This is a genomic window from Burkholderia contaminans (assembly GCF_029633825.1).
GTDB lineage: Bacteria > Pseudomonadota > Gammaproteobacteria > Burkholderiales > Burkholderiaceae > Burkholderia > Burkholderia contaminans.
This window is the reverse complement of record NZ_CP090640.1, coordinates 2,007,992-2,029,827: the sequence shown is the minus strand read 5'-3', so window position 1 is coordinate 2,029,827 and position 21,836 is coordinate 2,007,992. Positions and strand designations below refer to the sequence as shown.

Here is a 21,836-nt window from a genome sequence, read left to right as displayed (position 1 = left end):
CCCTCGTGTTGCAACGGAGAAGTGGCGCGCTCAAACCAGCGACCTGCCCGTCAGGCGTTCGAGGATGCCGAGCGGCGCGCATTCGCGGCGGACCATCGCGTCGACCGGCAGGAAGAAGGTCTGTTCGAGCATGAACTGGCCGGACATCACAGCGTGCGAAGTCTGATCGGAGAAACATATCCACACGCAGCCCGGCGGGAACGGCATCGTCTCCTGCGGGCTCGTCTTCTGGTAGTCGAGATCGGCCTTCATGCTGTCGTGCAGGTTCAGCATCAGGTGGTCGTACGCGCTGCGCGGCGACTTCGTCACGTGCAGCAGGTTCAGCAGCCACGCCGAACCCGGGAATTGCGGCCGGATCTTCGGCAGGAAACGCTTCGCGACGTCCTCGAACGGCTCGCCGACGCGCCATACGCGCGGCACGCCGGCCGGGTTCACGTTCGTGAACACGCGCAGGATGCGCTCGCCGTAGTTGGGCCGCGACGGGAACGCGTCGACGTGCAGCCGGCTGTCGTCCTTGCGCCACGACGTCTGGCGCGTCTCGACCTGCATCAGCCGCAGGCTCGTCGGCGCGACGCGCAGCTTGCCGCGGTATTCGGGAAAGAGGCCGTCGACGAGCGTGCCGGCCTGCTGCTGGAAGCGCGCGACGAGCGCGCGCACCGCCGACTGCGTGACGCTGTCGCCGAGCACGCCGGCGAGCGCGCCGCCGTTCGGCGCGAGGCTGATGTTCTTGCGTTTCGGGTCGGCGAGCGCCGGATCGAGCAACGCTTCCTCGCCGCCGTCGATCGCGAAGCGCAGGTGCGGGAAATACAGCACCTTGCCCTCCTCGACGGCGGCCAGCAGCTGCTCGCGCGGCGCCGACAGGTTGTGTCCGCTCCAGTCGGCGGACGGGACTTCGATGATCTGGGATTCGCTCATGGTCGGTTCGCGTGGGTTCGCGCGTGTGTCAGCGTTACAGGAGACCGAAGCCCGCGAGCGCCGACTTCACCTGCGCGATCGACGGGGGTTGCCCCGCCGTGCCGAGATTGACGACGCTCGGCGACCAGTAGCCGCCGGTGCGCCAGGCCGTCGCGAAATTGTACAGTTCGACCGTCGGACGCTTCAGCGCGGCCGCGATGTGAACCAGACCTGTATCAACCCCGACCGTCGCGGCCGCGCCGTCGATCAGACCGACCACGGCCGGCAGCGACAGCTTCGGCGGCACGATTGCCGCATCGCCGAATTCCTTCGCCAGCCGCTCGCTGGTCGCGCGCTCCGCGTCGTTGCCCCACGGCAGCACGAGCGACGCGCCGCGCCGCACGAGGGCCTGCCCGAGTTCGATCCATGCGGCGTCCGGCCATTGCTTGTCGGCGCGCGACGTCGCATGGACGAACACCACGTACGGCACCGGCAGGTTCAGGCCGAGCGCGGCCACCGCGAGCGCCGCCGCGCGCGTATCGAGGCCGAAGTCGACCGGATCGGCCGGCGTCGGCGCCGGGTCGCTCAGCGCGGCTGCGACGAGTTGCCGCGAGCGCTCGACGACGTGCGTGCGCGGCGCGATCGGCACGCGCTTGCGATAGAAGAAGCGCACGGGCCACTCGTAGCCGGCGCCGTCGGTGCGGTTGCCGAGCCCGACGAGCGGGCCGCGCGCCCAGCTCGCGACCCAGGCCGTCTTGATGAGGCCCTGGCAGTCGATCACGAGGTCGTACTGCTCGGCCGCGAGGCGCTGGCGGAACGCGCGGATCTCGCGCCACGTGGCGCCCGAGAGCGGCTTCTTGCGCCAGCGGCGCAGCGAGAACGGCAACACGTTGCGCACGCCGTCGACGAGCTTGACCAGGTCGACGAAGCTTTCCTCGACGAGCCAGTCGATCTGCGCATCGGGGTGGCGGCGCCGGATATCGGCGATCACCGGCATGTTGTGCACGACGTCGCCCAGCGACGACACGCGCACGATCAGGATCTTTTGCACGCTGAAAAAACGCCGGCAGGCAGCCGGCGACAGACATAAAGGAGGGATTTTATCCCGGCCGACGGGCCGGACAGACAAAAAGCGGCCGCACGCCTGTGGCGTGCGCCGCTTTTCGGGGATGGCGCGACGATCGGACTCACCGTCGGGCCGGTGGCGGCCCGAGGCCGCCGACGCTCAGAACGGCAGCTTGACGTCCGGCTTCGCGGCCGTCAGCACGCGGCGGAAGTCCTCCTGGATACGCTTGAGCCCTTCCTGCGTCTCCGACTCGAAACGCATCACGACGACCGGCGTCGTGTTCGACGAACGCGCGAGGCCGAAGCCGTCCGGGTACTCGACACGCAGGCCGTCGATCGTCACGACTTCCTCGGCGCCGTCGAACTTCGCCTCTTTCTGCAGCTTGTCGATCAGGCGGAAGTTCTCGCCCTCGTCGAGCCACAGCTGCAGTTCAGGCGTGCTCATCGCGTCCGGCAGCCCGTTCAGCAGCGCGCTCGGGTCGGCCGTCTTCGCGAGGATCTCGAGCAGGCGCGCGCCCGTGTAGAGACCGTCGTCGAAGCCGTACCAGCGATCCTTGAAGAACACGTGGCCGCTCATTTCTCCGGCGAGCGGTGCCCCCGTCTCGCGCAGCTTCGCCTTCACGAGCGAGTGGCCCGTCTTCCACATCAGCGGCTCGCCGCCCTTCGACTTCACCCATTGCGCGAGGTGGCGCGTGCACTTCACGTCATAGATGATCTGCGCGCCCGGGTTGCGCGACAGCACTTCTTCCGCGAACAGCATCAGCTGGCGGTCCGGATAGATGATCTTGCCGTCCTTCGTGACGACGCCGAGGCGGTCGCCGTCGCCGTCGAACGCGAAGCCGATCTCGGCGTCGGTGTCCTTCAGCGCCTGGATCACGTCCTGCAGGTTTTCCGGGTGGGCGGGATCCGGGTGGTGGTTCGGGAACGTGCCGTCGATGTCGGTGAAGCGCTCGACGAGCTCGCAGCCGAGCGCCTTGAACAAACGCGTCGCGAGCGGGCCGGCCACGCCGTTGCCGGCGTCGACGACGAGCTTCATCGGGCGGGCCGGCTTGATGTCGCCGACGATGCGCGCGATGTACTGATCGGCCACGTCGATCTGTTCGTACGAGCCGCTGCCCGTCTCGAAGCGCTCGTCGACGATGCGCCGGTACAGCGCCTGGATCTGCTCGCCGTAGATCGCGGCGCCGCGCAGCACCATCTTGAAGCCGTTGTAGTCGGGCGGGTTGTGGCTGCCCGTGACGACGATGCACGAATCGACGCGGCGCTCGCCGCCCTTCAGCGCGAGCGGGACGTTCGCCGCGAAATAACCGACCGGTGTGGGCACCATACCGACGTCGACCACGTCGACGCCTGCCGCACGCAGGCCGTCGGCCAGTGCGCCGACGAGGTCCGGCCCGGACAGGCGGCCGTCGCGCGCGACGACGACCGCATCGCCGCCCTGCGCACGCACTTCACTGCCGAATGCCCGGCCGATCGCGCGTGCGGTGTCGGTGTCGAGCGTCTTGCCGACCACGCCACGAATGTCATATGCCTTGAAGATGGATTGGGAGATCATCGATTCTCTTCTCTCGGTTGCGTGCATGGAAAATTGTCTGGCTTGCCTGGCCGCCGCTCGCCCGTGCCGCGCATGATACATGCGGGCCCGGCACGGCGTGAAACTGCTGGCGCCGAACGGCGGGAGCGACCCCGATCCCACTTATAATCGCGGGTTTTGATGACGCGCATACCGCCCATTTTAATGCCTAGCCGTCCCGTCGCCGCCAACCTGCAGCCTCCGGGCGCCCTGCCGGCCGCCTCGCGCGCACGCCGCTGCCGCGCATGCTGAAGCGCTTCGGCAACCCGGACGTCGCGAAGGCCGTCGCGAATCTCGTCTGGCTGGGGCTCGAACGGCTCACGCAGATCGGCGTCGCGATCGCGATCAGCGGCCTGCTGGCCCGTTATTTCGGGCCAGATGTGTTCGGCAAATGGCAGTATGCGAATACGCTCCTCCTGGTACTGGCGCCGCTCACCTGGGTGTGCGGCGCGGAAATCCTCGTCCCGACCATCGTCCAGCGCCCGCCCGCCCAGCTCGGCGCGGTGCTCGGCAGCGCATTCGCGCTGCGCATCGCCGTCTCCGTCGCCGCGCTCGTCGCGACCTGGATCGCGATCGCCGCGGGCGCCTTCGATCCGCTGGTCGGCGCGATGCTCGCGGGCCTCGCGGTCACGATGGTGTTCCGCGAGCCGTTCGTCGGCGTCATCAACGCGTGGCTGCAGAGCATGACCTACAGCAAGCCGCAGCTCGTCACCAGCATGGTCACCGCGCTGGTGAAGGCGCTGCTCGTCTGGCTGCTGGTCCGCGCGGCCGCGGGCCCCGCCCGCTTCGCGTGGCTGTGGGCGCTCGAGGCCGCCGCAATCGGCTTCGCGCTACTGCTGTACTACCGGCATCGTAACGGCGGCGCGCTCGGCTGGACGTTCGACAAACCGCTGTTCAGGCACTTTGCAACAGCTGGCACCGTATTTTGGCTCGGCCTCATCTGCATGTACCTGTTCCTGAAGCTCGACCGCCTGATGCTCGAGCGTCACGTGTCGTTCGCCGATCTCGGCCGCTACTCGGCCGCGCAGCAACTCAACGAGAACTGGATCACGCTCGCGCTGATGCTCGCGCAGACGATCGCGCCCGCCTTCGTCTACCGCGTGCAGGACGTCGCGCGGCTGCGCCGCAACATCGTCCGGCTGATCGCGATGACGGCCTGCCTGATGACGGCCGGCGCGCTCGTGCTCGACGCCGCCGCCCCGCTGATCGTCGGCAAGGTGTTCGGCCACGGCTACGAGGCCTCGGTCGACATCTTCCGCTGGGCGGTCTGGCTGTCGGTGCCGGCCGGCATCGAGGCGATAGGCAATCTTATCGTTCTCAAATATCAAGCAAAATTCGTGTTGCTGTCGAAATGGCTGCTCGCGCTCGCGATCGCGGCGCTCGTCAACCTGTTCGCGATCCCGCGGCTCGGCCTGTACGGCGCGCTCGTCGGGCTGGCGGCCGGCTACCTGGCCGCCGCCGCCGTCAATTTTTATTACATCCGTTTCAAGCTGCGACCATGACGTCCCCTGATTGCCCGACCCCGCTCGACGACGTGGCCGTGCTGATGCCGGCCTACAACGGGCACGACGACGTCGGTCGGACCCTCGCGTCGTTTCGCGAGGACACGCCCGTGCACGTGCTGATCGTCGATGACGGCAGCACGCCGCCGATCGTCGCACCCGACCTGCCCGGCCTCACGATCGACGTGCTGCGCATGCCGCAGAACGGCGGCATCGAGCGTGCGCTCGCGGCCGGCATCGATGCGCTCGCGGCGCGCGGCTTCCGCTATGCGGCGCGCATCGACGCGGGCGATCTCGCCGCGCCTCAGCGCCTCGCCAAAGAGCGCGCGTACCTCGGCGCCCACCCGCGCGTGGCCTGTGTCGGCATGTGGACGCAAGTCGTGTCCCGCGCCGGCGAACCGCGCTTCATGCTGACCCCGCCCACCGATCCGGGCACGCTGCGCCGCACGCGCTTCCTGCGCTCGCCGCTCGTGCATCCGTCGGTGATGCTGCGCATCGACGCCGTGCGTGAAGTGGGGAACTATCGTGCGAAATACCGTGCGGCCGAGGATCTCGATCTTTTTTTGCGGTTAATGGAACGCTACGATTGCGCGAACCTGCCGGAACTGGGCCTCTATTACGAACTGAACGAGGGCGGGATCAGTGCGACCAAGCGCCGGCGCCAGCTGGTGTCGACGCTCACGCTGCTGCTGAGCCACTTCAACGCGCTGAACCCGTACGACTGGGCCGGCCTCGCCAAGAACCTGCTGCATTTCGTGACGCCGTACCGGACGTTGCAGCGGATCAAGCAGACGCTGTTCGCCGCGCGGCCGTCCGCGTGACGCCCATTCGGCGTATCCGGCATTTACGACGCTTTATTTATTCTTTTTTCATGTCCGCCACCTCCCCGCTGCGCATCGCGCTCGTCTGCAACACGGCCTGGGCGATCTACACGTATCGCCACGGGCTGATCCGTACGCTCGTCGCGCGCGGCGCCGAGGTCATCGTGATCGCGCCGCACGACCGCACGGTGCCGCTGCTCGAGCAGATGGGCTGCCGCTACGTGGCGCTCTCGGTTGCATCGAAAGGCACGAGCCCGCGCGAGGATCTCGGCACGCTCGCCGCGCTGGTGCGTCACTACCGTGCGCTGAAGCCCGATCTCGTGTTCCATTACACGATCAAGCCGAACATCTACGGCTCGGTCGCCGCGTGGCTCGCGCGCGTGCCGTCGATCGCGGTGACGACCGGGCTCGGCTACGTCTTCATCCAGAAGAGCCGCGCGGCAAGCGTCGCGAAGCGCCTGTACCGGTTCGCGTTCCGCTTCCCGCGTGAAGTGTGGTTCCTGAACCGCGACGATCTCGCGACCTTCACCGATGAGCAGTTGCTCGCGCATCCCGAACGCGCGCGGCTGCTGCACGGCGAAGGCGTCGATCTCGAACAGTTCGCGCCGGTGCCGCTGCCGGCCGGCGACGCACCTGTCTTCATCCTGATCGGCCGGCTGCTATGGGACAAGGGTGTGCGCGAATATGTGGAGGCCGCGCGCATCGTGCGTACGCGCTTCCCGAACGCGCGCTTCCAGCTGCTCGGGCCGCTCGGCGTCGATAATCCAAGCGCGATCGGCCGCGCGGATGTCGATGCGTGGGCCGCCGAAGGCGTGATCGAATATCTCGGCGAAGCGCACGACGTGCGCCCGCATATCGCGGCGGCCGACTGCGTCGTACTGCCGTCGTACCGCGAAGGCGTGCCGCGTACGCTGATGGAAGCATCGGCGATGGGCCGCCCGATCGTCGCGACCGACGTGCCGGGCTGCCGCGACGTCGTCGCCGACGGCGAAACGGGGTTCCTGTGCCGCGTGCGCGACAGCGCGAGCCTCGCGGAACAACTGAATCGCATGATCGCGCTCGGACCGGAAGGCCGGGCAGCGCTGGGCGCACGCGGCCGGCAAAAGGTCGCGGCGGAGTTCGACGAGCAACAGGTCGTCGAGCGCTATCGGGAGACCATCCATTCGTTGACCGGATTCACACTTTGAAGGAGCGCATCTGCAATGACCGCTAAAGGCACCATCCTCGTTACCGGCGGCGCGGGCTACATCGGCTCGCACACGGCCGTCGAGCTGCTCGACAACGGCTACGATGTCGTGATCGTCGACAACCTCGTCAACAGCAAGGCCGAATCCGTGCGCCGCATCGAGCGGATCACGGGCAAGACGCCCGCGTTCCATCAGGTCGACGTGTGCGACGAAGCCGCGCTCGCCAAGGTATTCGATGCGCACCCGATCACCGGCACGATCCATTTCGCGGCGCTCAAGGCCGTCGGTGAATCGGTCGCGAAGCCGCTCGAGTACTACCAGAACAACATCGGCGGCCTGCTCGCCGTGCTCAAGGTGATGCGCAAGCGCAACGTCAGGCAGTTCGTGTTCAGCTCGTCCGCGACCGTATACGGCGTGCCCGAGCGCTCGCCGATCGACGAATCGTTCCCGCTGTCCGCGACGAACCCGTATGGCCAGTCGAAGCTGATCGCCGAGCAGATCCTGCGCGATCTCGAGGTTTCCGACCCGTCGTGGCGCATCGCGACGCTGCGCTACTTCAACCCGGTCGGCGCACATGCGAGCGGGCTGATCGGCGAGGATCCGGCCGGCATCCCGAACAACCTGATGCCGTACGTCGCGCAGGTCGCGGTCGGCAAGCTGGAAAGGCTGCGCGTGTTCGGCTCCGACTACCCGACGCCGGACGGCACCGGCGTGCGCGACTACATCCACGTGGTCGATCTCGCGAAGGGGCACATCGCCGCACTCGACGCGCTCGCGAAGCGCGACGCGAGCTTCGTCGTGAACCTCGGCACGGGCCAGGGCTACAGCGTGCTGGAAGTCGTGCGTGCATTCGAAAAGGCGTCGGGCCGCCCGGTGCCGTACGAGCTCGTCGCGCGCCGCCCGGGCGATATCGCCGAGTGCTACGCGAATCCGCAGGCCGCGGCCGACATCATCGGCTGGCGCGCGACGCTCGGTATCGAGGAAATGTGCGCCGACCACTGGCGATGGCAGGAGGGGAACCCACGCGGTTTTGTATAATCCGCTGTCCATTTTTCGAGCGATCCCATGCTCAGCTTCGCGTCCGGCTTCATCGTCTCCCTGCTCGTCACGCTGTTCATCGTGCGCTATGCGCACCTTCACGAGAAATTCTCGATCGACAGCGACCTGGCCGGCGTGCAGAAATTCCACGTGCGGCCCGTGCCGCGGGTCGGGGGCATCGGGATCCTCGCGGGCGTCGTCGTTGCGGCGCTGATCCTGTCCCGGCGCTATCCGACGATCGCCGGCAGCATCCTGGGCATCACCGCCTGCGGAATGCCGGCCTTCCTGTCCGGCCTCGTCGAGGACCTGACCAAGCGGGTGTCGCCGCGCGCGCGGCTGCTCTGCACGATGGGCGCGGCCGCGCTGGCGTTCTGGCTGATGAACATTGCAGTCACGCGCATCAGCGTGCCGCCGCTAGACTTCCTGCTCGGTTATGTCGCCATTTCGGCGTTCGTCACCGTGCTCGCGGTCGCGGCGCTCGCGAACGCGATCAACATCATCGACGGCTTCAACGGGCTCGCGTCGATGGTCAGCTTCATGATGTTCGCGTCGCTCGCGTATGTCGCGTTCCACGTCAACGACCCGGTCGTGATGTCCGCGTCGATCATCATGATGGGCGCCGTGCTCGGGTTTTTCCTGTGGAATTTCCCGGCCGGGCTGATCTTCCTCGGCGACGGCGGTGCGTATTTCATCGGCTTCATGCTCGCGGAGCTCGCGATCATGCTCGTGATGCGCAACCGCGAGGTGTCCGCGTGGTACCCGGTGCTGCTGTTCATGTACCCGATCTTCGAAACCTGCTTCTCGATCTACCGGAAGAAATTCATTCGCGGGATGTCGCCGGGGATTCCGGACGGCGTGCACCTGCACATGCTCGTGTACAAGCGGCTGATGCGCTGGGCCGTCGGCACGAAGCATGCGCATGACCTGACGCGGCGGAATTCGCTCACGTCGCCCTATCTCTGGCTGCTTTGCCTCGTCGCGGTGATACCCGCAACGCTGTTCTGGCGGCACACGGTGCACCTGTTCGTGTTCGTCGTGCTGTTTGCGCTGACTTACGTGTGGCTCTATCTGAGCATCGTGCGGTTCAGGGCGCCGCGGTGGATGGTGGTGAGGAAGGGGAAGCGGGGGTATTGAGGGGGGCGGGTAGCCGGCTCGCACGGCCCGCGACTGGTTACGGGGCCGTGATGATGTTGCTACACCGCGAGGCACGGCCCACTAGATTCCGGAGGTATTCGTGCTCCAGCGCGGCTGTCGTGTATAGATCACAATGTTACCGTCGTCCTGAACAGCAGTCACCGCGCCCGAATATCCGCTGGTACCGGAATACCAGAGCGGGACGCCCGTCGGGCTGTAGACGACCAGATTGCCATCCGTTTGCATCGTCGCAAATGCACCCGGATGACTATAAGTACCCGAACTCCATTGCGCAACGCCCTGGCGAGCCAGCACCAAGTTCCCGTCTCTCTGCATAGTCACCACGTTTGCACCGTTGCCTGAAGTAAGACTTTGGCCACTGCCGAGGGTGACACCACCCGCCCAGACGGCCGGGCCACTTGTGGAGTTCGTATACACGCTCGAACCGGTCGATGTTGCAAATACCGGAAAGGAAGACCGATAGATCACCATGTTGCCGTCGTCCTGAACGGCAAGATACTGGCCGAAAGACGCACTGTTGGTCGCCGAATACCACAACGCGTTGCCGCTAGCGCCATATATCACAAAATTGCCATCGGCCTGGAAGACGGCATGCGCCCCGATGTTGCCATACGTGCCGGAATTCCATATCGCGGCACCATTGGCTGCGTTAAACAGCACGAGGTTGCCGTCATCCTGCATGGCGAGCGCATGGCTTCGAGACGGCGAATAAACGATTTGCCCAGGCTTGAGTATCGTACCTGCATTAATGTAGCCGCCGTAGATCGGCGACGTCGGAGCGCATATCGCCGAATTCAGCACGCTGACAATCGGTGAGCCCCAGCCGGTCACGAAGTCCCAGCCGGAACCGGCGCTGTATGCGCCGTTGCTGCCGTAGGTGACATCGTGAAAGACGGACCCGGTCGTTGATTGAACGCTGTATATCGTGGGCGCCGCGAACCCCAGCTTCGTCGCGCAACTGCCGGACAGCATCCGCGCCCAGGTCGCGCTGAACAGCGGCGCGGACAGGCTCGTGCCGCCCACCGTCACGAGCTGTCCGCCGACGATGACCTGTGCGCCGCTATTAGGATCGGCATCGAATGCAAGATCCGGCAGGCCGCGGAGCGCGCGCCCCTTGAGCGCGGGTACGTTCGACTGCCATGTCGGAATCGGTTCGAAGCCGCTGGTGCCGCCGCCGCTGTAGTTCCAGGCCGTCTCGCCGGCGTAGCTTCCATTCCCGTTCGTATAGAGGCTCGTGCCGCCTACGGATACGACATAGGGCGAACTGGCCGGATATTGCACCGATGTGCCGGTGCAGCCATATGCCACGCTGCCCGCATCCCCGGAACTCACCGAGAAAGTCTGTCCCTGCGCGACAGCGAGTTGGAACAGCGTATCGATGGAGGCCGTCGGTGCCCAGTTCTCGCAACCGCCAATCGACATATTGATGACCCGGGCGGTGTTGTCGCTCACGGCGCGATTGATCGCGAGCGCAATGTCGCTCCACGCTAACGAGTGCGCAACATAGAAATTGAGTTGCTTGACGCCGCCGGACATCCCGACGATGGTCTGGCTGTCAAGCGACCATTCCATGTTTGCGCTCGTGTCGGCGCTGGGCGTCCCGACCTTGATCACCGAAACGGGAACGGCGGGCAACTTGTTGTTGCTCGTGAACGTAGCCAGGTCGATCACAGGCTGCGTCACGTCGCCTTCGGCAATGATGCCGATCGTGGTGTTGGCCGCCGTCGGGGCGCTGCCGACGGAATAAATACCGGGAAATTCCGTCGGGTTATGGCCCACCGTGACTGCGGAGGTCGTCGGCGACGCATTTGCAGCCGGGGCGGCGGCATTGGAAGCGGGCACGAAATTGGGATGCACGCGAGTCGCGGTATCGAGCCCGAGAACCCCCTGGACGACCCCGCTGATCGCATTGGGCACAATCTCGGGGGCGGTGTTGATATGCGAGTTGGTGCCGTCCGCCATCGCGACCGGGACGAGCGACGTCTGGAACACGCCGGATATTACGCCGGCCGGGGCATCGGCTTCGACGATCATGTTGTTGTCGGCCACCTTGATGTTCGTGAAGCCCTTACTTCCCAAATAGGCCTCCACGTTGGCGACCTGCTCAGCGGTGGGTGCGTATTGCGCGGCAATCTGCGCGGAAGTCAGCACGGCCCCGAAGCGGGCGCTTCCGGGCGTTCGCGCATCCTGCAGAAAGTGGCTCAATCCCGCTTCGTCATTCAGCTTGAGCACCAGCGCGACATGAACCGGTGCCGTCGCGCTCATCGGCGCCGCACTCACCACGTTGCCGGTCGCACGCAGCGCCGACAGTCTGCCGGTTTGCGCAGTAGCCACCGACGGACTTGCGTCGTCGTCCCCGCCGCCGCAACCGGCAAGCGCGAACACCATGAGTGCCGCGCTGATTCCCCTGGCAATATGTTTCATCGAATTGGTATGAACCGGAGAGCTCGTATTTGGTTTTTCACTCTTGTTCTTTACGGCAATCGCACGGCTACCTTGAGGAAAACACAGGCAGGAAATGGCCGGCATTCAAATACGCAGACATATCGAGGCAATGCTCGTCACCCCAATTCGCGCTTTCGGTCTCTTCCAATAAACGCCACATCGTTGTAAAGCTGAAAGAATCGCGTGGCGGGATTCGTCACGCGTCAACGACTTTATCCGCGGTGATTTCACCAATAAAAAATGCCGTTCAGTACACCACTGAACGGCATGGATTCCGCGATCGATCGTTGTCTCGGCACGATCGATTGCCGGCCTGATCACTCGCTGGCAACGATCCGTTTCGGCACGCTTTGCAACACCGGCGCGACGGTCGTCTGATATTCCGGCACCCAGCGCCGCAGATCGCGCCGCACCTCGTCGTCGCTGAGCACGCGGTGCTGCATCAGCCACGGCAACAGCTCATCGAGCAGATGGTCCGGCACTTCCCGGGCGCGGGCGATCCGCAGTTTCGGATGCGGCGTGCGCGTGGTCGTCTCGTCGTCCGCGAGCAGTTCCTCATAGAGCTTCTCGCCAAGACGCAGCCCCGTGAATTCGATCCGGATCTGCCCGTCCGAGAAACCGTAGAGACGAATCAGATCGCGCGCAAGGTCGACGATCTTGACCGGCTCGCCCATGTCGAGAATGAAGATCTCGCCGCCGTGGCCCATGCTCGACGCCTGCAGCACCAGTTGCGATGCTTCCGGAATCGTCATGAAGAAGCGCGTGATCTCGGGATGCGTGACCGTCACCGGCCCGCCCTTCGCGATCTGCTGCTGAAACTTCGGAATCACGCTGCCGGCACTGCCCAGCACGTTGCCGAAGCGCACCGTCTCGAACTGCGTGCCGTCGCTCGTCTGCTGCAATGCCTGGCACGCCATCTCGGCAAGGCGCTTGCTCGCGCCCATCACATTGGTCGGATTGACGGCCTTGTCGGTCGAGATCAGCACGAAGTGACGCACGTTGTGGCGGATCGCCGAGCGCGCGACGCGGTAGGTGCCGAGCACGTTGTTGCGCAGCGCCTGCCACGCGTTGTGCTCTTCCATCAACGGCACGTGCTTGTAGGCAGCCGCGTGGAATACGATGTGCGGTGCGTGACGCGACATCACCTGATCGAGCAGCAGCGAATCCTTCGCGTCGCCGATAATCGGCACGATAGGTTGGTCGGGGAAACGCTCGCGCAGTTCCTCGGTGAGCCGGTACATCGCATATTCGGAGAGATCGAACGCGACCAGTTGCGCCGGCTTGAAACGGAGGATCTGCCGACACAGCTCGGAACCGATCGAACCACCCGCCCCCGTCACCATCACGACACGACCGCGCAGCAGCGCCTCGACATGCGGCGTGTCGATCGTCACGGCCTCGCGGCCGAGCAGGTCCTCGAGGTCGATGTTCCGCACCTGCGACAGGAACCCCTGCCCCGGCATCAGCGCGGTCAGCGACGGCAGTACCATCGCCTTGATGCCGGCGCGCACGCACAGCGTCGCGACGCGGCGCTGCGTTTCGACGGATTCCGACGGAATCGCGATGATCGCGTATTCGACCTTCATCGCGTCGGTCCAGTGCTTCAGATCGTTGAACGAACCGAGCACCTTGTAGCCGTAGATTTCGCGCCCCCGCTTGGTCGTGTCGTCGTCGAGCAGGCCGACCAGACGCCATTCACCAGAGCGCGACAGTTCACGGGCGAGGCTGGCGCCGGCCGTACCCGCGCCGAGCACCAGTACGGGCTTGCCCTGCCCGACGAGCCCGCCGTACAGGTAGAACTCCTTCGTTGCACGGTACAGCGCACGAGCGCCACCCATCACGAGGAACAGCATCAGCGGCGACACGAGCAGCACCGAGCGCGGGATGATCGGTGACGGCTGGAACATCACCGCACCGATCATTACGATCACGCCGCCGCCGATCACGGCCTTCGAGATCCGCATCAGGTCGGGAAGGCTCGCGAATACCCACAGTCCGCGATACAGGCCGAACACATGGAACATCAACGCATAGACCGGCAGCACCCAGACAAGCGAGGTCAAGCCGCCGCTCATGAAATCGGGCGGAACACTACCGTTGAACCGGATGAGATAAGCGAACAACCACGCGGCAGCGACCGCCGTCAGGTCAAACAGGAAAGCGCTCAACGAAAGCCATGATGCTTTGGATCGCAACATCGGCGGGACACCTCAAGAGTTGTTTTCGGCGATCGACTGAAACCGTCGCCAGCGCACGTCGATCAACAATCCGATACATGCCAGGACGCCATACCACGCGAAGAACGACAGCCACTGCTGCAATTCCGGGCGGCCCTTTGCCCACACGGCGACGATTATGCCCGCGAGCATGATGAGGTACCAATAAAAAGCGGTGCGGCGGTGACCTACGCCCGCTCGAACCATCCTTTGATAATAATGCTCCCGGTGCGCCTGCCAGAACTTTTCGCCGCGTAACAGACGTCTCAAAAGTGTTACAGATGCGTCGGCAATAAAGGGTGCGAACACGAGCGCCGGAAACCAGATTGGCCAGACGTTGGCCCGCCAACCCCAGTAGCCGAGCGCACCGGCCAGAAATCCCAACGGAATCGAGCCTGCGTCGCCGAGAAACAGCCTCGCCGGATGCAAATTCAGCAGAAGAAAGCCGAGCGCCGCACCCGCGATCGCAGCGCCGCCCGCCGTGAGATCCGGCGACGTGCCCAACGCAGCGACCGCATATGCACCGAATCCGAACAGCGCCATCCCGCCAGCCAGACCGTCAGCGCCGTCCATGAAGTTGTAAAGATTGGTCAACCAGACCATCACGAAACCGACGCACACGAGGAGCCACCACGGCGCGGCCGCCGGATACGCGGCGATCAGCGCGATGACCGCTGCAAGATGCGCTGCGAACCGCACACGCGCCGGCAGCCCGCGCCGGTCGTCGATTTGCGACACGGCCGCGAGCCCCGCCGCCGCAACGGCGATCGGCCACATCCGCGGCGCGAGCCACAGCAGCGCAACGACGCTCACCGGTACGATGCCCCAGCCGCCCACACGCGGTGTCGGACGCGTGTGCAGCGAACGGTCGTTCGGAATGTCGGTTGCGAGCCGCCACGCCAGGCCGGTGGCGAGCAGCGCGCGCAGGATCGTCGTCGACGCGGCGGCGGCGGGTAGGGCCACCGCCAGCGCGGCGAGCCACGTGGTAATCGCGAATGGCATGTTGCTTATTATCGGATGTCGCGCGAACGATACCACGCGGCGGTCGCTTCGAGACCTTGCCGGGTGGTATAAGGAGGATGCCAGCCCAGCACGCGCCGCAGGCGGCCGGTATCGAGTTGGAGGCTGCCCGTCAGGCGATCGATCGCGGCGCTGCGCCCGGTCAGCTTGCCCAGTGCGCGCAACGCTCCGGCCGGAACCGGGAACAAACGCGCAGGCTTTCCGAGCGCGTCGCCGACCATCCGCAGCAGCCCGGCAACCGACGGCGCATCGTCGTCAGCGACGTGGAAGCACCCGCTCGCGGCGCGCGGATCTGTCGCGCATCGCAGCAGCGCGTCCGCGAGGTTGTCGACGTAGACAAGGCTGCGCCGCGCGGCAATCGTACCAAGCGGCAGCGGCGTACCGCGAGACACGGCGTCGAGCATCCGCAGAAAGTTCGCGCGTACGTCCGGCCCGTAGACGAGCGGCGGCCGGACGATCACGACGTCGAGGCCGACTGTCTCGCCGAACTGCGCGAGTTCCCGCTCAGCGCGCAGTTTCGAGCGCCCGTACGCGTCCTGCGGGTCGGGCGTGACGTCTTCCGCGAGCGGTGCGCCCGCGTCGCGCTCGCCGACCGCCTTGATACTGCTCGCGAAGACTATGCGTCGCACGCCGTGCGCACGCGCTGCCTCGGCGACACGTAGCGTGCCGGTCACGTTGGTCCCGTTGAATGCGGCATCCGGATCAGGTGACTCGTCGCGCATCACGTGGACGCGCGCAGCCAGATGGATGACGCAGTCTGCTTCGAGGTCTTCAGGCCATGAGGCTTCGAGTCCGTAGAAATCGGGGGTGTCATGTACCCATACGCGCACGCCCGCGACGCATCCATCGGGCCTGCGCACCAGCGCGGTTACGGTATGTCCCGCCGCCAGTGCCAGCCGGCAGACCGCGCGACCGACGAAGCCGTTCGCGCCTGTCACGATTATGTGGCTCACCACCACCTCCAGCCGAAGCGGTCACGGACATTACCGACCGATGCAGCGATTTGCCGTTCGCAAAGTAGCCCCGTGTCGATATGCACATCGTTAGCGCTACTGCCATCAATCCGGCATGGATCGATCTGACGCTCCTGTCGTGCGACATGCGTCACGGGCTCGTGCACCGCGTCCTGCCGACCTCTCATTTGCCAGAGCCAAGCGCAACCAGGGCAACAGGCGCCGGAAAACGACAGCCCATTGGTAGAGGAGAACGGCGTGCTTGTATGGTTCATGCGCGATTTGATGGCCCTATGGATAGGTCGCCAGCTACAGGTGGAAGACTCACGATGGCGAAACTCGTCCTTCATTCAGCAATTTATCTCTATCGGCCGGACTACCTATCGGATTGAGTCCCGGTTAATACCTGTGATGGAAGCGTGCGCCGGGGCACACTGGATCGCGTCGACTTCAATCTCAGGGTCAGAAAGCCAAGTTGGTCGTCCAAGGCGATAGGAACGGCTTCGCAGTGCAAACGACCTTCGAGGCGACATCGCTCTCGAGTGCGCGCTTACCGGTTCGCATCATTCATACAACCAACGCGCCCACCCTCTCAACGAGCGGCGCTAGCATCCGTTCCCATCCGTGTTCCCGTTCGACAAACGTCCTCGCGCGCGCGGCCATCTCGGCCGCAAATGCCTCATCGAAAACCAGCCCTTCGATACGGCGAACGAACTCCTCCGGCGTATCCGCGATCAGCAGATCCTGCCCGCTTTTCGCGCCAAGGCCCTCGTGCCCCAGCGATGTGGTGACGACCGGCAACCCGAGCGCCATGTACTCAAGGATCTTGTTCTGCACCCCGGCGCCGATCCGCATCGGGCACACGCCAATCGCGCCGTCCGACGCCGCTTCCGCAACCGAGGCGACCCGCCCCGTCACCTCGACACCTTCGTAGGCACGGAAGCGTTCAGCCAGCACGGGCGCAATGGAACCAACGATCCTGAAACGGTAGCCCGCACGCTTACGTAGCAACGGCAACACTTCTTCGGCGAAGAAACGGCACATGTCCTGGTTCTGGACCGTCCGCATGTCGCCTATGAAAATCAGCAGGCGGCTCGCCATGCTGCGCGCCACGTACGGCAGGCCAGACAAATCCACACCATTCGAGCACACCATCACCTTCCGAGCCGATTCGCCGGGAAACAGGTAGTCGCGGTCGGTCTTGGAGACCAGCACCGACAGATCAAAGTCGTCGACGATCATCCGCTCGTAGTCGAGCAGGCGTTTCGCCTCGATGCCGAACACGCGCGACTTGAGCCCTCGCGCATGCCTAAGCTGCTTGACCCGGCTATAGTTGAGCGAGATCGCGTCAGTCATTTCCAGGACGCGCGGCTTATCCGATTTGCGCACGTACTCGGCGCAGCGCACCAGATGAACGAACACACCGTCGTGCAACGGCAGCAGCCAGGAAACGGCCGCCGCAAACGCTCGGCTCCGGTAGTAGGCAACCTGCAACGGTGTACGCGTGGGCAGCGCAAGCAAAGTATTGACGTACGAACGCCATCTTGGCAGAAAGACCCGCTCGACTCGATCGAATACACCGTCGTCCGGCAATGCGGCGCACATCTCTTCGGGGGTCTCACACAAGCTCAACAGCGTCAGCGAGTAATGGCGGGACAATACCCTGCAGAGGTGATAGACCCGCAACTTGTCGCCGCCGATCACCGGGTAGGGAAATCTGGGTGTCAGGACCAACAGCTTTTTCTTGGCTGTGCTCACGACAAACGCTCCCAGAAGTCCTGAATCAACGGACTAACGGTCGACTCGGAAAACGTGCGAGCACGGCTTATACCCCCGCGAACCATCACATCGACCGCGGCGGCGCCGCTGCAAATCTTGCGAATCTGCTCGGCCATATCGCCGACCGAAAACGGATCGAAATGCAGACCACACCCGCCGACGATCTCAGGCATCGATGTTGTATTACTGCACGCGACAGGCGTACCCGACGCCATGGCCTCGAGGAGTGGGATGCCAAACCCTTCGAACAAGGAAGCAAAGATGAACGCCCGCGCTTGCCGGTAGTACATCGTCAACTCCTGCCGGGAAACATAGCCGAGTAGCTCGACATGGCCTCCGAGCCCCAGTGCTGCTGCGCGTTGGAGAAAATACTTGTGATGTGGGGTTTTAATCCCGGCAATACACAATTTGAGATCCTCGCTTAGCGTCGGCCTGGCCAATGCAAAGGCTTGCAAGAGACGATCAACATTTTTGCTGGGTACCTCCCCCGCCACCGTGAACAGGTACGGCTGACGCTCTGCTCGACTCAGCGGGGGAGCAAACCAACTGTCCGAAATCGAGCACGGAATGACGTGCACATCCTGCTCCGACAGGCCGAATTTTTCCACCAACTCCCGTTGGGTAAACTGGGAGACGGTTAGCACGACATCGGCCCGACGCGCCAATCGGGGCACGACATGCCGCCGGTAAACCCGCCCGGCGGTCTGATACAAGGATCTCGACGCAGGAAGCACACGCCACGGTTGCAGAAAGATCAAATCATAGATGACGGAGATCAGCCGCGTGCTGCCCGTCGACCGCAATGGCCCGGTGTTGTACGGACAAAGCAGGTAATCCAGCTTCTGCTCCCGGCACAGCCGAGGCAGTTCGATCTGCTCCCACAATGGAAAGAAACCGCGGCCATCGCTGATACACGGCCATTCGTCGGTAGTTACGCCGCTCGGGGCGAGTCCTAGCACCGACTCACTGACCGGTGCGACCAGCTGTCGGGCGAACCGTCCCATGCCACGGTAGTTACCAACCATCCAGGTGATATCCACCCCCAACTTCACGCAGCACTCTCCCAGGCAAATTCAATCAGTGGCGACATGAACCATCCAGAACAGCGCGATAGACTGCGCGGGTCTTTTCGGCACACGCCTCCCAGGTCAACTCGCGCGCGCGCTCCAGCCCTGCCGCGCGAAGGGCGTCGGCCACGTGCGGATGGTCGATCAACAGTTGCATGGCGTCGGCAATTTCACCGGAGTTGCAGGGATCGACCATGACTGCTGCTTCCCCGGCCACTTCGGGAACGGATGTCGTGTTGGACGCGATAACAGGAAGACCCGAGGCGAACGCCTCCACAACCGGCAGTCCAAAGCCCTCGCCCAACGACGCAAACACCAGTGCGCTTGCAGCCTGCATCAGTGCACGCACATCGAAATCGGGCAAATATTCCAACCAGCGAACGCTGCCCTCCGCCTCGAGCGCGCGCAAGCGGGCGACAAGGCTCTCGCACCCCCACCCGGCGCGGCCGACCACAATCAACGGTACTTCACGGCGCAATTCAGCCGGGAGGCTCGAGTGCGCATCGAGAACACGATCGAGATTTTTCCGCGGCTGCAAGGTTCCCACACACAGGAAAAAGCGCGCGGGCAAGCCCATTCGTTTCAACACCTCATCGCGAGTCGTTCGGTCGATCTGCTCAAAAAACCGGCGATGCACGCCCAAAGGCACGACGGAAATGCGTTCCGGTGCGATGCGGAAATGTTCGGCAATCGCCTGCTTCGAATACTCGGAGATCGTGATCACATGATCCGCCCAGCCCCCTGAGCGTCGCAATAGCCAACGTCGCAGCGCAGCCAGCCGCATTGTCGTCCACTCGGGATTCGACAACGGAATGGCATCCATCAACGTTGCGATGACAGGTATGCCGGAGAACTTGGGAATCAGGTGGTCCGTCGCATGAAACACATCTATGTGCTGCGCAACAAGCTCCTTCTCGGCGAGGCAGGTCCACGAACTCACGGCGCCCAGCGTCGTCATGACCGAATGCCGGCCCAGATTTACGGGCGGGTGAGCACCCGGGAACACGCCGTCGCCAACCATGGCGCGATAGCCGGCAGGAATCAGCTCGATCTTCCCCTGTGCCAGCAGCGCGCGCCCCAATTCCCGCGTATACGAGCCGATGCCGTCCACCCCGCCGCGAGCGATGCTCCGGGCCAGGGCCGTCGTTCCAAAGCCGACCTTCACCCATGCCCCTCGTCGTACATCCAGCTCAATGTGCGTTCCAGCGGATAATCTTCGAGCGGCCCGACAACGGACTCCAGCCGGGCTGCATTGCCCTGCAGGCGCCGTACTTCATTCGCTCGCACGAACGCAGGATTGACGCGCACTTCGATCTGGTAGCCCGCGATCTGCTCCATCATCGCAATCACAGCCTTCAAGGAAACCGCCCGGCCCGAGCACACGTTAAAGACGCCACCAATCGGTGCAAGCTGCAGCAAGCGCCGATATGCATCCACCACGCGACGCACGTCGGAAAAATCTCGCTCGACATCAATATTGCCGAGTTCGATCACACGCTCGCCGCGCTGGAAATGGCTGACGATCTTCGGCAGCAGAAACTGACCGGACTGTCCCACGCCGGTGTAGTTGAACGGACGCGCGATGACAATTGGCAGCTTGTCCGTCCACAAGCGCGCCATATATTCCATCGACAGCTTGCTGACCGCATAGTCGTTCGCAGGATTCGGCTCCACCGACTCGTCGATGATCTCGACCGCCGCATTCCCGTAGATATTGGCGCTACTGGCCAGCAGAACCGCCTTGGGACGGTTCTTAAGACCCGCCAGCGCCTCCAGCAGGTTGCGCGTGCCGACCACGTTGGTGCGATAAATCGCATCCGCATCGCCGTGCGCGACGAACGCGATCGCAGCAAGATGCGCGACCACATCTGGCTGCACATCTGCCACGACCCGTGCCAGCTGCGCCCGGTCGCACAGATCGACTTGATGGATGTCCGGCCCCAGCGGTTCGGAACCGTGCGCGGTCCCAAAAACGCGATAACCCGCCGCCTCCAGCGATCGTGCCAAATAACGGCCCGTGAAGCCGGCGAGCCCCGTCACCAGCGCCCGAGGCGCCTCAGAACGAGAAGCCGCGCTCATTGCGACGCAAGTCCGCTTCGACCATCATCGCGCACAGCTGCTCGAGCGTGGTCTTGGGTTCCCAACCCAGTTTCTGCTTGGCCTTCTCCGGGTTGCCGATCAGCAAATCGACTTCAGCAGGGCGATGGAACTTCGGATTGACCTTGACAACCGTCTTGCCGCTTGCAACATCAACCCCGATCTCGTTTTCGTCCTGGCCCTTGAACTGGAGGTCGACACCCGTAGCCTTGAATGCCATTCGCACAAAGTCGCGCACCGTCTCCGTACGATTCGTGGCCAGCACGAAGGTATCCGGTTCGTCGGCCTGCAGCATGCGCCACATTCCTTCGACATATTCCTTCGCGAAGCCCCAGTCACGCTTCGCATCCATGTTGCCCAGTTCGAGCACGTCGAGCTGGCCGAGCTTGATCTTGGCGACGGAGTCAGTAATTTTACGCGTCACGAACTCGCGGCCGCGCAGCGGCGATTCGTGATTGAACAGGATGCCGCTGCAGCCGAAGATGTCGTAGCTTTCGCGGTAATTCACCGTGATCCAGTGTGCGTACAACTTCGCAACGCCATAAGGGCTGCGCGGATAGAACGGCGTCGATTCGATCTGCGGCACGGCCTGCACCTTGCCGAACATCTCGGATGTGCTCGCCTGATAGAAACGAATCTTCGGGTTGACGATACGGATCGCCTCGAGCAGGTTCAGCGGACCAATCCCGGTGATTTCCGCAGTGGTAACCGGCTGTTCGAAGGACACGCCAACGAAGCTTTGTGCCGCAAGGTTATAGACCTCGGTTGCGCCGGTAGTCTGCAAAAGCCGGATGCTTGCCGACAGATCCGTCAGGTCATATTCGACCAGATGCAGGTTCGGATGCTTCGCGATGCCCAACTCTTCGATGCGCCAGAAGTTGACCGAGCTCGTGCGGCGATAGGTGCCGTAGACCTGATAGCCCTTATCGAGCAAGAGCTCGGCAAGGTAAGCGCCATCCTGGCCAGAAATACCGGTTACGATTGCTGATTTCATATCTTTCACTAAAACAATTCAGGTTATTTA

General features: G+C 64.0%; 17 protein-coding genes. 5 read left to right on the top strand and 12 right to left on the bottom strand.

The window, feature by feature from the left end:
• Positions 1-30: 30 nt before the first annotated feature.
• From kdoO to LXE91_RS09375, 3 genes are all read right to left on the bottom strand, one after another.
• Positions 31-915, bottom strand: a complete 885-nt coding sequence (gene kdoO, locus LXE91_RS09385; RefSeq protein ID WP_039361059.1) for a Kdo hydroxylase KdoO — start codon at positions 913-915, stop codon at positions 31-33.
• A gap of 34 nt (positions 916-949) precedes the next feature.
• Complete coding sequence (gene waaC / locus LXE91_RS09380; RefSeq protein ID WP_039361060.1) at positions 950-1,945, bottom strand: lipopolysaccharide heptosyltransferase I; 996 nt, start codon at positions 1,943-1,945, stop codon at positions 950-952.
• A gap of 174 nt (positions 1,946-2,119) precedes the next feature.
• Positions 2,120-3,514 (bottom strand): phosphomannomutase/phosphoglucomutase, encoded by a 1,395-nt coding sequence (locus tag LXE91_RS09375; RefSeq protein ID WP_039361063.1) that lies wholly within the window; start codon positions 3,512-3,514, stop codon positions 2,120-2,122.
• 263 nt (positions 3,515-3,777) lie between these two features.
• Between LXE91_RS09375 and LXE91_RS09370 the strand changes: the two genes are divergently transcribed.
• Genes LXE91_RS09370 through LXE91_RS09350 form a run of 5 tightly spaced genes read left to right on the top strand, consistent with a single transcriptional unit; the run spans position 3,778 to position 9,214 of the window.
• Positions 3,778-5,034 carry a lipopolysaccharide biosynthesis protein gene (locus LXE91_RS09370; protein ID WP_039361066.1) on the top strand — a complete coding sequence of 419 codons (1,257 nt, stop codon included), beginning with the start codon at positions 3,778-3,780 and terminating at the stop codon, positions 5,032-5,034.
• Positions 5,031-5,855: a glycosyltransferase gene (locus LXE91_RS09365; RefSeq protein ID WP_039361069.1), complete on the top strand. Its 825-nt coding sequence runs from the start codon at positions 5,031-5,033 to the stop codon at positions 5,853-5,855. Before LXE91_RS09370 ends, LXE91_RS09365 begins: the two co-directional genes overlap by 4 nt.
• 50 nt (positions 5,856-5,905) lie before the next feature.
• Positions 5,906-7,042 (top strand): glycosyltransferase family 4 protein, encoded by a 1,137-nt coding sequence (locus LXE91_RS09360; RefSeq protein WP_039361072.1) that lies wholly within the window; start codon positions 5,906-5,908, stop codon positions 7,040-7,042.
• Positions 7,043-7,057: 15 nt separating this feature from the next.
• Positions 7,058-8,080, top strand: coding sequence for a UDP-glucose 4-epimerase GalE (galE, locus tag LXE91_RS09355; protein ID WP_039361075.1), 1,023 nt, complete (start codon positions 7,058-7,060; stop codon positions 8,078-8,080).
• A 27-nt stretch (positions 8,081-8,107) separates the two neighbouring features.
• Positions 8,108-9,214, top strand: a complete 1,107-nt coding sequence (locus LXE91_RS09350) for an MraY family glycosyltransferase (RefSeq protein ID WP_039361077.1) — start codon at positions 8,108-8,110, stop codon at positions 9,212-9,214.
• An 81-nt stretch (positions 9,215-9,295) separates the two neighbouring features.
• Here LXE91_RS09350 and LXE91_RS09345 read toward each other — a convergent pair whose 3' ends face one another.
• The 9 genes from LXE91_RS09345 to gmd form a co-directional block, all read right to left on the bottom strand.
• Positions 9,296-11,764: a protease pro-enzyme activation domain-containing protein gene (locus tag LXE91_RS09345; protein WP_226251526.1), complete on the bottom strand. Its 2,469-nt coding sequence runs from the start codon at positions 11,762-11,764 to the stop codon at positions 9,296-9,298.
• A 233-nt stretch (positions 11,765-11,997) separates the two neighbouring features.
• On the bottom strand, positions 11,998-13,878 hold the full coding sequence (locus LXE91_RS09340; protein WP_039361083.1) for a polysaccharide biosynthesis protein: 1,881 nt from the start codon (positions 13,876-13,878) through the stop codon (positions 11,998-12,000).
• A gap of 12 nt (positions 13,879-13,890) precedes the next feature.
• Positions 13,891-14,898, bottom strand: coding sequence for an MraY family glycosyltransferase (locus LXE91_RS09335; protein ID WP_039361086.1), 1,008 nt, complete (start codon positions 14,896-14,898; stop codon positions 13,891-13,893).
• 8 nt (positions 14,899-14,906) lie between these two features.
• Positions 14,907-15,869, bottom strand: coding sequence for a UDP-glucose 4-epimerase family protein (locus LXE91_RS09330; protein WP_039361088.1), 963 nt, complete (start codon positions 15,867-15,869; stop codon positions 14,907-14,909).
• Between the two features lie 567 nt (positions 15,870-16,436).
• A complete protein-coding gene (locus LXE91_RS09325; RefSeq protein ID WP_039361090.1) occupies positions 16,437-17,627 on the bottom strand; it encodes a glycosyltransferase in 1,191 nt (396 codons plus the stop codon).
• Positions 17,624-18,688, bottom strand: a complete 1,065-nt coding sequence (locus LXE91_RS09320) for a glycosyltransferase family 4 protein (protein WP_223274440.1) — start codon at positions 18,686-18,688, stop codon at positions 17,624-17,626. The genes LXE91_RS09325 and LXE91_RS09320 overlap by 4 nt, the downstream gene beginning before the upstream one ends.
• A 37-nt stretch (positions 18,689-18,725) precedes the next feature.
• Positions 18,726-19,880, bottom strand: a complete 1,155-nt coding sequence (locus LXE91_RS09315; RefSeq protein ID WP_046196651.1) for a glycosyltransferase family 4 protein — start codon at positions 19,878-19,880, stop codon at positions 18,726-18,728.
• Positions 19,877-20,794 carry an NAD-dependent epimerase/dehydratase family protein gene (locus LXE91_RS09310; protein WP_039361095.1) on the bottom strand — a complete coding sequence of 306 codons (918 nt, stop codon included), beginning with the start codon at positions 20,792-20,794 and terminating at the stop codon, positions 19,877-19,879. Before LXE91_RS09310 ends, LXE91_RS09315 begins: the two co-directional genes overlap by 4 nt.
• Complete coding sequence (gene gmd, locus LXE91_RS09305) at positions 20,772-21,806, bottom strand: GDP-mannose 4,6-dehydratase (protein ID WP_039361098.1); 1,035 nt, start codon at positions 21,804-21,806, stop codon at positions 20,772-20,774. Before gmd ends, LXE91_RS09310 begins: the two co-directional genes overlap by 23 nt.
• Positions 21,807-21,836: the final 30 nt, after the last annotated feature.

Coding starts and splice junctions, on each gene's coding strand:
- LXE91_RS09350 (WP_039361077.1), top strand. CDS start 8,108: ATGCTCAGCTTCGCGTCCGGCTTCATCGTCTCCCTGCTCGTCACGCTG.
- LXE91_RS09370 (WP_039361066.1), top strand. CDS start 3,778: ATGCTGAAGCGCTTCGGCAACCCGGACGTCGCGAAGGCCGTCGCGAAT.
- LXE91_RS09335 (WP_039361086.1), bottom strand. CDS start 14,898: ATGCCATTCGCGATTACCACGTGGCTCGCCGCGCTGGCGGTGGCCCTA.
- galE (WP_039361075.1), top strand. CDS start 7,058: ATGACCGCTAAAGGCACCATCCTCGTTACCGGCGGCGCGGGCTACATC.
- LXE91_RS09340 (WP_039361083.1), bottom strand. CDS start 13,878: ATGTTGCGATCCAAAGCATCATGGCTTTCGTTGAGCGCTTTCCTGTTT.
- LXE91_RS09360 (WP_039361072.1), top strand. CDS start 5,906: ATGTCCGCCACCTCCCCGCTGCGCATCGCGCTCGTCTGCAACACGGCC.
- gmd (WP_039361098.1), bottom strand. CDS start 21,806: ATGAAATCAGCAATCGTAACCGGTATTTCTGGCCAGGATGGCGCTTAC.
- LXE91_RS09375 (WP_039361063.1), bottom strand. CDS start 3,514: ATGATCTCCCAATCCATCTTCAAGGCATATGACATTCGTGGCGTGGTC.
- LXE91_RS09310 (WP_039361095.1), bottom strand. CDS start 20,794: ATGAGCGCGGCTTCTCGTTCTGAGGCGCCTCGGGCGCTGGTGACGGGG.
- kdoO (WP_039361059.1), bottom strand. CDS start 915: ATGAGCGAATCCCAGATCATCGAAGTCCCGTCCGCCGACTGGAGCGGA.
- LXE91_RS09345 (WP_226251526.1), bottom strand. CDS start 11,764: ATGCCGGCCATTTCCTGCCTGTGTTTTCCTCAAGGTAGCCGTGCGATT.
- LXE91_RS09365 (WP_039361069.1), top strand. CDS start 5,031: ATGACGTCCCCTGATTGCCCGACCCCGCTCGACGACGTGGCCGTGCTG.